This is a genomic window from Tunicatimonas sp., assembly GCF_049647865.1.
Classification (GTDB): domain Bacteria; phylum Bacteroidota; class Bacteroidia; order Cytophagales; family Cyclobacteriaceae; genus Tunicatimonas.
Genome location: NZ_JBARYM010000627.1, coordinates 1 through 8431, shown reverse-complemented (window position 1 = coordinate 8431; position 8431 = coordinate 1). Strand labels below are relative to the sequence as shown.

Sequence of the window (8431 nt, the reverse complement as noted above, 5' to 3'; positions counted from 1 at the left end):
CATCAGACACTGTTGCTGGTTTGAACTATGTTATCTGGAAGATAAACGAAAAAAATGCTGAGTTGCCAGGCGCCTATATGAACGATGAAACCCGACGAATCCCCGTGCTTCCAGGAACCTACACCATTGTGGTTGACTACGCTGGCGAGACCGATACTACGCAGGTGAGAGTCATTCCCGATCCTCGTTTCGAGCAACAGCCGGAAGTAGATGCAGCACTGTATACGCTACGTAAACAGTTAGATAAATCAGTAGCTTCCTTCGCTCAGTCATTAAATCGATTGGCTGATAGCGATACCATCGCTCAAGAGATAGTAGCTCAAATTGAAGAATCCAATGATCAAAAATATGCCGAGCTTCAACAGCAGTCAAAAAGCATACGAGATAATATCAAACAGCTAAATAATATGGCTAAGGGCAAACGACCCGAAAAGCAAGTAGGGGCTTGGCAATCGTTTGAAACTACGGCTTACTCTAAGGTGTCCGATGCTCTTCAGGCATTACAAGCTCGTTTACGGATGCCCTCTCAGCAAGACGAGCAGTTGGTACAGCAAGCGGAGCAATTAGTGGTTGAATTTCAGCGTGAAGTGGAAGAGTTTTACACGAACGACTGGCAAAAATATCGCCAAGCGGTGGAGCAATCTTCATTAGACTTTTCTTCGGAAGAGTAAATACTTGAAAATTAGAATTAGTTAGTTCCATTGAGCCAAGCCGACCAGGGGATTAAAAATGGAAGAACCAGTACCCAAATGACGAAGAAGATTGCCATACCGGTGGGGAAGGGCTGATCATTTCGAAGTGCGGGTAGTGCTACTATCAGCAGCCAAGAGCCTTTGTAAATCAGTTGGAGTAATAGTACTGGTGAGAAAGTGATTGGTTTCCAGAGGCCAAGGATTGATAGAACGGTAATACCTAACCACAAGCAACCCACTAATCGCATCACTTCGGTGGACGGGTACGCATTTCCGAAAGTTGTGGCTGCCGCTCTCTCGGGATTGAACATAGCCGATATAGCGATTTGACCGGCTACAATAATGTTGAGTACGTAGATAATTCTTAGAGCAATCATGCCATTGGCTATTTGTGCTGCTTAGCTGTGGGATCGCCGAGCAAATCTTTAAAGTTTTTCATTACCTCGGGGAGAGAAGCTTGGAAGCCTCGGCCTAACATTACTCCAAATATTTGCTTTAGTGCACCAGTAAACTGAACATCATCGGTGAAGTAGGTCGTTTTATCTCGGTAGGCTAACGTCCTTTTGATTACTAAGTATCCTACTGGCATTTTCGTTTTGAACGTATAAAATTTTCCCGGAACGAGTTCTGAAATATGAAATTTAAGCTTAGGTCCTTTCTTAGGAATCAATTCTCCAGTAGCACCCAGCGTAAACTTTCCGTTAAGCGTAGATGTCTTGAGTTCAGTATCCCAGTCTTTCCACCTTGAGACATCAATCAGCAAATCCCAGACTTCAGCTTGAGGTCTGTTAATTTCTATAGTTCCGGCAAAGTGGTAGTTTTTCTTATGATCTATCGTGAGCATCGTACATTTGATTTTATGATGCTCAAATTTGACGAAGCGCAGATAAAATCTACTGCACCTAGGTTAACTTCGGCCGTTAGCCATTAATTTTTTTCTAATTCTACTTAATGATTGAGGGGCAATGCCTAAGTAGGATGCTAAATGTTTCAGAGGAATTCTTTGTAGCAGCTCGGGTTGATTGTTCATTAATTTTAGATAGCGGTTTTCGGCAGTTTCGGTTTGTAGCTCTTCTAAAATCTCTTCAGTAAAGAATTGAACCTCTTGAGTAATTTTGCGGGCAAATAAATTCCAAGATTCTAATTGGAGTAATTGCTGATTCTCTTGATATGTTACCTCCCAAATCATAGAATCTTCAATTGCCTGGATAGTCTCTTTGGCGGGTTGTTGCTGGTTGAAGCTAAATTGCGAAGTGAAAAAGTAAGGGGCTACGGTAAAAAACTTATTTCGCTCTTCACCATCTGTCATAATGTAGTAGCGCAGTAAGCCGCTTTCTAAAAAATAAAGCTGCCGGCAAATTTCACCTTCTTGCAGTATTATCTCATCTTTTTCTAATTCGCGACGATTGAAGTAAGCTTGAATTTCATCCCAATCGGTTGAAGAGATCGTAATATACCTTTCAATAAACTGCTTAAGTACTGTTGGCTCTGACCTATTCATTTTCACTTACCCGTGTCGTTTTTCTAAAATTAAAAATTCTAACCTGTATATTAGCTCGCTCATTTAACAAATCAGCCCGAACTCACTAAACCAAACCTGAAAATACTACTACATGCAACTTGCTACGCTCGATTGGGTCATTGTCGGGGCCTACTTTTTATTTGTCTTAATTGTTGGTTTAGTCGTATCCCGAAAGGCGGGTGACAATGTATCTGAATTCTTTCTCTCGGGGCGCAATATGCCTTGGTGGCTACTGGGAGTTTCTATGGTCGCCACTACCTTCTCCGCCGATACTCCTAACCTCGTGACTGGACTAGTTCGGGTAGATGGCGTAGCGGGTAACTGGGCTTGGTGGGCATTTTTGCTAACCGGAATGCTAACGGTGTTCGTCTTTGCTAAGCTCTGGCGACGCTCTATGGTGCTAACGGATGTAGAGTTCTACGAACTGCGCTACAGCGGGAAGGCTGCCGCTTTTCTCCGGGGATTCCGAGCATTGTACTTGGGATTAGTTTTCAACGTAGTGGTGATGGGCGCAGTATCATTAGCAGCTATCAAATTTGGCGAGATTGTGCTAGGTCTTCCTGGTTGGCTTACACTGCTTATTGCAGGTTCGATTACTTTAGCATACAGTACTTTTGGGGGATTGAAGGCGGTGGTTATCACTGACTTTGTTCAGTTTATTTTAGCCATGATTGGCTCTATTTGGGCCTGCATCTATCTAGTGAACCACGAGCGGGTGGGTGGTCTTAGTAAATTATTATCCGACGAACGAGTGCTGGAAAAGACCCAGCTACTGCCCGACTTTTCCGATCCATCGGTATGGGTGCCGATACTGTTAGTTCCTTTAGCAGTGCAGTGGTGGGCATCGTACTACCCTGGTGCAGAACCCGGAGGGGGCGGGTATATTGCCCAACGAATGTTCTCGGCCAAAAATGAGCGCAATGCTATTGGTGCAACCCTGTTTTTCAATATTGCGCACTATTCATTGCGGCCTTGGCCCTGGATTTTAATTGCGTTGGCCTCCATTGTTGTATTCCCGGAGCTAACTGATATCCAGCGCGTATTCCCAGCACTTTCGGCGGATAAACTAGGCGATGATGTGGCTTATCCGGCCATGCTTACGTTGCTGCCAGTGGGATTGTTAGGACTGGTTGCCGCTTCACTTATTGCCGCGTTTATGTCGACTATTTCTACTCAGTTAAATTTAGGTGCCTCGTATCTAGTTAATGATTTTTATCAGCGCTTTATTAATCCCAATGCCACTCAGAGACAATTAATTTGGGCTGCCCGTTTAGTCACCGTGTTTTCGGCTTTTCTTGGACTAGGATTAGGGTTGCTTCTTACCGATGCCAGTCAGGCATTTGATCTGCTATTGCTTTTGGGTGCCGGAACGGGACTGATCTATATCTTGCGATGGTTCTGGTGGCGAATAAACGCTATGACCGAAATTATAGCGATGATTGTTTCGCTGATTATTGCAAGCTTTTTTACCTTTGCCGAACACGGTTTGGAAAGCTGGCAGACCATTGTAATCGGATCGCTGCTTACGACTATTATTTGGATAGTATCGGCCTTCCTTACGCGCCCTACCGATGACGAAACGCTCATTAATTTTTACCGAAAGATAAAACCTGGCGGAAAGGGCTGGAATGCTGTGATTACCAAAGCGAAAGCGGAAGGGGTAGTTTTAGAAAAAGAACCAGGACAGCTACCGTTAGAACTGCTGTGTGTGCTAATCGGAAGCATCACGGTGTATACCGCGCTGTTTAGTACGGGTAACTGGATTTATGGTAATAGTGGTTTAGCCAGTATTTTCACCGTAGTTGCCATTGCCGGAGGAGCTTTTCTCTTTTGGGCCTGGAAACGATTAAGAACAGAGTGACGACTCGGAAACCGTAACTTCGGATTCTGGGGCCCGGATTTATAAACGGATCGTGAATTATTAGAAGTGACGAAGGACTATTGACTGTAGACCAATGACTAAGAAACAAAAAACCGCTAAAGAATCATTTACGACGATGACCGAGATGGTCTTTCCCAATGATACAAACGGACTAAACGGTTTAATGGGGGGAAGGCTGTTGTATTGGATGGATATTGTGGCGGCGATCGCCGCTCAAAAGCATGCTAATAGCTACGTGGTAACTGCTTCAGTGGATAATGTGTCCTTTTCCCATCCCATAAAAATTGGTAACGTTGTTACGCTGGAAGCAAAAGTGACCCGGGCGTTTAATACATCAATGGAGGTACATATCGAAGTGCAGGCTGAAGATGTACCCAGTAGCCAAGTGGTAGAGAGCCATCGGGCGTTTTTTACTATGGTAGCGGTAAACCTTCAGGGGCAGAAATCTAAAGTGCCCGAGCTGGTACCTGAGTCAGAAGATGAGCAGCAACTCTTTGCCGGAGCTTTGCGCCGACGCCAATTACGGCTGGTATTAGCCGGACGAATGAAACCGGGGGAAGCAAATGAACTACGTTCAATATTTGATATTTCAGACCCTAGTAAAGAATAACCCATACACCAATGCTTGAATCCAACGTAGATTTTCTTCCATTTTTCTTCCAAGAACCCGTTTATGTCGTAGACGAAGCGCAAGGGGAAACAGTATATCAACCGTTAGGTGAAAATCGCTGTAGAATCCTCTTACTTGTTGAAGAGCTAGAAACTCATCATGTTTCTGATTCCGGTAAGGAATTATTAGAGAAAATCTTGTTGGCTCTCAAGCTTTCGTTTGAAGATGTTTGTCTAGTGAATGTTAGTCACTGCAAAACGCCCAACCAATTGGAAAGTAAATTGGAATTTAAATCATGTATATCATTTGGTATGCCCCCCGAAGATTGGCAGTTTAGCAACTTTTCGAGAAAGTATGAGGTTATAAAGGACGAATCGGAAAGAGCGTTTTTGTGGGCAGATCCATTATCAGAGATTGCAACTGATGTTGAAAAGAAAAAAGCACTCTGGCTCAGCCTAAAAACGCTATTCCTAACCGAATAGCTCAATGACTAAATTTAAGCAGGCACTACACTTCTACTTTGTTCAGGATGCAAAGCTAGGCGAACGCTGGCTACTTGTTTTGGGAGTACTCTCAGCTTTAGCATTTCAGCAGTATACAGAATCTAGCACTCCGAATACACATTCTTCCGTTAAGGTAGCCTCATTCATTCCTCAAACGCTAACTAAAAACGATAGTTTGCTACTTATTGCCGAAGCTCAGATTGGAGTACCTTATCAGTATGCTGGTAAGACTCCCCAGGGGTTTGACTGCTCAGGATTTACTCGCTACGTTTATAGTCAGTTGGGAATTTCACTGGGCGCATCATCGTATCAGCAATTCCGGGAGGGAGTATCCATAGCAACGGATGATGCACTACCCGGTGATCTTGTTTTTTTCCGAAGTAGTGAGAAAATTAGCCACGTAGGAATGATCACCCGTCAAGAAGAGAAGGTAACCTACTTTGTTCACGCTTCTTCTAGCCGGGGCGTAGTAGAAGATCAGTTAGAAACAGATTATTTCCAATCGCGCCTAGCGGGTATTCGCCGGGTTCTGAATAATTAAACCAGCAAATTACTAAACCGATTCACAGCTAAATTGCTATTAGTCTGTGGTCAATTTTCAATTAGTTTTGAATGTGTATAAAGACCTTAGTCATCAATTATTACTAAACTAAACGATTAGCTTATTTTCTCTTTTAGTTTTTCACATTTCATATCGCTCATTTCCTGTATTCTCTGAACCTCTCAGTTACTTTTTAAGTTGCTTGATTGAAAGCAATAAGTTCAGCTAATAAGTTAGCCATTCTATAAACTTTCACCTGTTTATTTGAACTGATTAAGTCACAATAACCTGTATCACTTCTTATATTGGTCACCTTTTTAGTTTGATTAATTAATGTCCATGAAATTATCTGTGCAATCGTACCTCCCTTTTGAAGAACGCCACAATGGGCCTGATAATAACGAAGTTTCTTCTATGTTGAATGCCGTTGGGGTAGAATCTTTGGATGAGTTGATTAGCGAAACTGTTCCAGCTTCTATCCGGTTAAAAAAACCACTTGCTTTACCCGAAGCACTTACGGAAACGGGGTTTTTAGTCCAACTTCGGAAAGTAGCTCAAAAGAACCTGGTGGCGAAGTCGTACTTAGGTCAAGGATACTATTCTTGCACCACACCAGCAGTTATTCAGCGAAATATTTTAGAAAATCCCGGTTGGTATACCGCTTATACTCCCTATCAGGCTGAAATCGCTCAAGGTCGATTGGAAGCATTAGTCAATTTCCAAACGATGGTGATGGAGTTGACGGGAATGGAACTGGCCAATGCATCGTTACTCGATGAGGCAACCGCTGCTGCCGAAGCCATGAACATGTTTTACGGATTGCGTAAAGGCGATAAAAAACAAGCCACTAAGTTTTTCGTAGATAAAAACACATTTCCCCAAACAATAAATGTATTACGAACCCGTGCCGAACCACTGGAAATTGAATTAATTGTTGCTTCAACCGACGAACTAGATATAACTGACAATCAGCTATTTGGGATGCTTCTTCAGTATCCTGATTCAGATGGAGCAATTCATAATCATAGCGCGTTAATTCAATCGGCTCGGGAGTACGGGGTAAAGGTAGCCATGGCTTCTGACCTTCTGGCTTTAACCTTGTTGACTCCTCCCGGTGAGATGGGCGCTGACTGTGTAGTGGGCACTACGCAGCGTTTTGGTGTTCCGATGGGTTTCGGAGGGCCACATGCGGCCTTTTTTGCTACATTGGAAGAATATAAGCGACAGGTTCCCGGTAGAATTATCGGAGCTTCAGTAGATAATCAGGGTAACCCAGCCTTCCGAATGGCGCTGCAAACCAGGGAACAGCATATTAAGCGCGACCGGGCAACTTCTAACATTTGTACTGCGCAGGTATTGCTAGCGGTTATGGCGGGTATGTTCGGAGTATACCACGGCCCGAGTGGTTTACGAAATATTGCTCAGCGTACTCACGGACTAACTAAACTTCTTGATAAGGGCTTACAATCCTTAGGATTAGAACAGCATAATGAACACTACTTTGATACGCTGAAAGTATCGGGCATTAAGCAGCAGGAACTTCAAGAGCAAGCGGATAAGCATCTTATGAACTTCCGTTATTTGGCTGACGAAAGTATTAGAATTTCGCTAGATGAAACTACCACATTGAATGATGTTGAGAATATACTTTCGGCGTTCAAAGATGCGCTAAAAAAAGACCTTTCGCTTAATCTGGAGGACGAAGCTGACAATTTATCACTCGACTGGCCAGATGCACTGGTAAGAGAAAGTGACTATCTCCAGCACCCGGTGTTTAACCGCTACCAATCGGAGCACGAGATGCTGCGCTATATTAAGCAGCTGGAAAACAAAGATTTATCATTAGTTCATTCTATGATTCCGTTGGGTTCCTGCACGATGAAGCTTAATGCTACTACCGAGATGATTCCGATCACCTGGCCGGAGTTTGGCCAACTGCACCCTTACGCTCCTGCCAGTCAAACGCAAGGTTATCAGGAATTAGCGGAGAAACTCAAAGCTTGGTTATGCGAGATAACTGGCTTTGCTGATGTTTCATTGCAACCTAATTCGGGTGCCCAGGGTGAATTTGCCGGACTCATGGTGATTCGTAGCTACCACCAGCAGCGAAATGAAGGTCACCGTAACATTGCGTTGATCCCAACTTCCGCTCACGGGACGAATTTTGCTAGTGCCGTAATGGCAGGGATGAAAGTTGTACTGATAAAGTGCGACGATCACGGAAATATTGACATTACTGATTTACAGGACAAAGCTGAAAAGCATAGCGAAAATTTGGCATCGTTGATGGTTACTTATCCATCTACTCACGGAGTTTTTGAAGAAGATATTCGGGAAATATGCGCTTTGGTTCATCAGCACGGTGGGCAAGTCTATATGGACGGAGCCAATATGAACGCTCAGGTAGGCTTAACCAGCCCAGCAAACATCGGAGCTGATGTGTGCCATCTTAATTTACACAAAACCTTTTGTATCCCACACGGTGGAGGTGGACCCGGTATGGGACCAATTGGAGTGGTAGAGCATCTTGCTCCTTACTTACCCGAAAATCCAGCTAATTACGATGGCGAATTTAACGGGGCTATTTCGGCGGCACCAATTGGTAGTGCCAGTATTCTGCCGATTTCTTACGCCTACATTGCTATGATGGGCGGTGAAGGGTTAACTCGCGCCACACAAAT

The 8431-nt window shown here is 43.8% G+C and carries 8 protein-coding genes and 1 pseudogene; 6 read left to right on the top strand and 3 right to left on the bottom strand.

The annotated features are described in order from the left end of the window. A pseudogene (locus WBA23_RS18385) lies at positions 1-671 on the top strand (hypothetical protein); the annotation flags it as partial. Between the two features lie 17 nt (positions 672-688). On the opposite strand, the gene WBA23_RS18380 reads toward WBA23_RS18385, so the two are convergent. From WBA23_RS18380 to WBA23_RS18370, 3 genes are all read right to left on the bottom strand, one after another. Further along, positions 689-1069 (bottom strand): hypothetical protein, encoded by a 381-nt coding sequence (locus WBA23_RS18380; protein ID WP_424583740.1) that lies wholly within the window; start codon positions 1067-1069, stop codon positions 689-691. A gap of 8 nt (positions 1070-1077) precedes the next feature. Next, positions 1078-1536, bottom strand: a complete 459-nt coding sequence (locus WBA23_RS18375; protein WP_424583739.1) for an SRPBCC family protein — start codon at positions 1534-1536, stop codon at positions 1078-1080. 63 nt (positions 1537-1599) lie between these two features. Continuing rightward, positions 1600-2193, bottom strand: a complete 594-nt coding sequence (locus WBA23_RS18370) for a Crp/Fnr family transcriptional regulator (protein WP_424583738.1) — start codon at positions 2191-2193, stop codon at positions 1600-1602. A 112-nt stretch (positions 2194-2305) separates the two neighbouring features. Here WBA23_RS18370 and WBA23_RS18365 point away from each other — a divergent pair, with 112 nt between their 5' ends. The 5 genes from WBA23_RS18365 to gcvP all read left to right on the top strand — a co-directional run. Then, positions 2306-4075, top strand: a complete 1770-nt coding sequence (locus tag WBA23_RS18365; RefSeq protein ID WP_424583737.1) for a sodium:solute symporter family protein — start codon at positions 2306-2308, stop codon at positions 4073-4075. A 94-nt stretch (positions 4076-4169) separates the two neighbouring features. Then, entirely contained in the window at positions 4170-4706 is a 537-nt protein-coding gene (locus WBA23_RS18360; RefSeq protein WP_424583736.1) for an acyl-CoA thioesterase, read from the top strand. Positions 4707-4717: 11 nt separating this feature from the next. Next, positions 4718-5188 (top strand): hypothetical protein, encoded by a 471-nt coding sequence (locus tag WBA23_RS18355; protein WP_424583735.1) that lies wholly within the window; start codon positions 4718-4720, stop codon positions 5186-5188. 4 nt (positions 5189-5192) lie between these two features. Then, positions 5193-5750, top strand: a complete 558-nt coding sequence (locus WBA23_RS18350; RefSeq protein WP_424583734.1) for a C40 family peptidase — start codon at positions 5193-5195, stop codon at positions 5748-5750. 339 nt (positions 5751-6089) lie between these two features. Further along, positions 6090-8431: aminomethyl-transferring glycine dehydrogenase (gene gcvP / locus WBA23_RS18345; protein ID WP_424583733.1), on the top strand; the 2342-nt coding region annotated here is incomplete at its 3' end.

Excerpts from the sequence above, each read along its gene's own strand:
- WBA23_RS18380 (WP_424583740.1), bottom strand. The coding sequence starts at position 1,069 with ATGATTGCTCTAAGAATTATCTACGTACTCAACATTATTGTAGCCGGT.
- WBA23_RS18375 (WP_424583739.1), bottom strand. The coding sequence starts at position 1,536 with ATGCTCACGATAGATCATAAGAAAAACTACCACTTTGCCGGAACTATA.
- WBA23_RS18370 (WP_424583738.1), bottom strand. The coding sequence starts at position 2,193 with ATGAATAGGTCAGAGCCAACAGTACTTAAGCAGTTTATTGAAAGGTAT.
- WBA23_RS18365 (WP_424583737.1), top strand. The coding sequence starts at position 2,306 with ATGCAACTTGCTACGCTCGATTGGGTCATTGTCGGGGCCTACTTTTTA.
- WBA23_RS18360 (WP_424583736.1), top strand. The coding sequence starts at position 4,170 with ATGACTAAGAAACAAAAAACCGCTAAAGAATCATTTACGACGATGACC.
- WBA23_RS18355 (WP_424583735.1), top strand. The coding sequence starts at position 4,718 with ATGCTTGAATCCAACGTAGATTTTCTTCCATTTTTCTTCCAAGAACCC.
- WBA23_RS18350 (WP_424583734.1), top strand. The coding sequence starts at position 5,193 with ATGACTAAATTTAAGCAGGCACTACACTTCTACTTTGTTCAGGATGCA.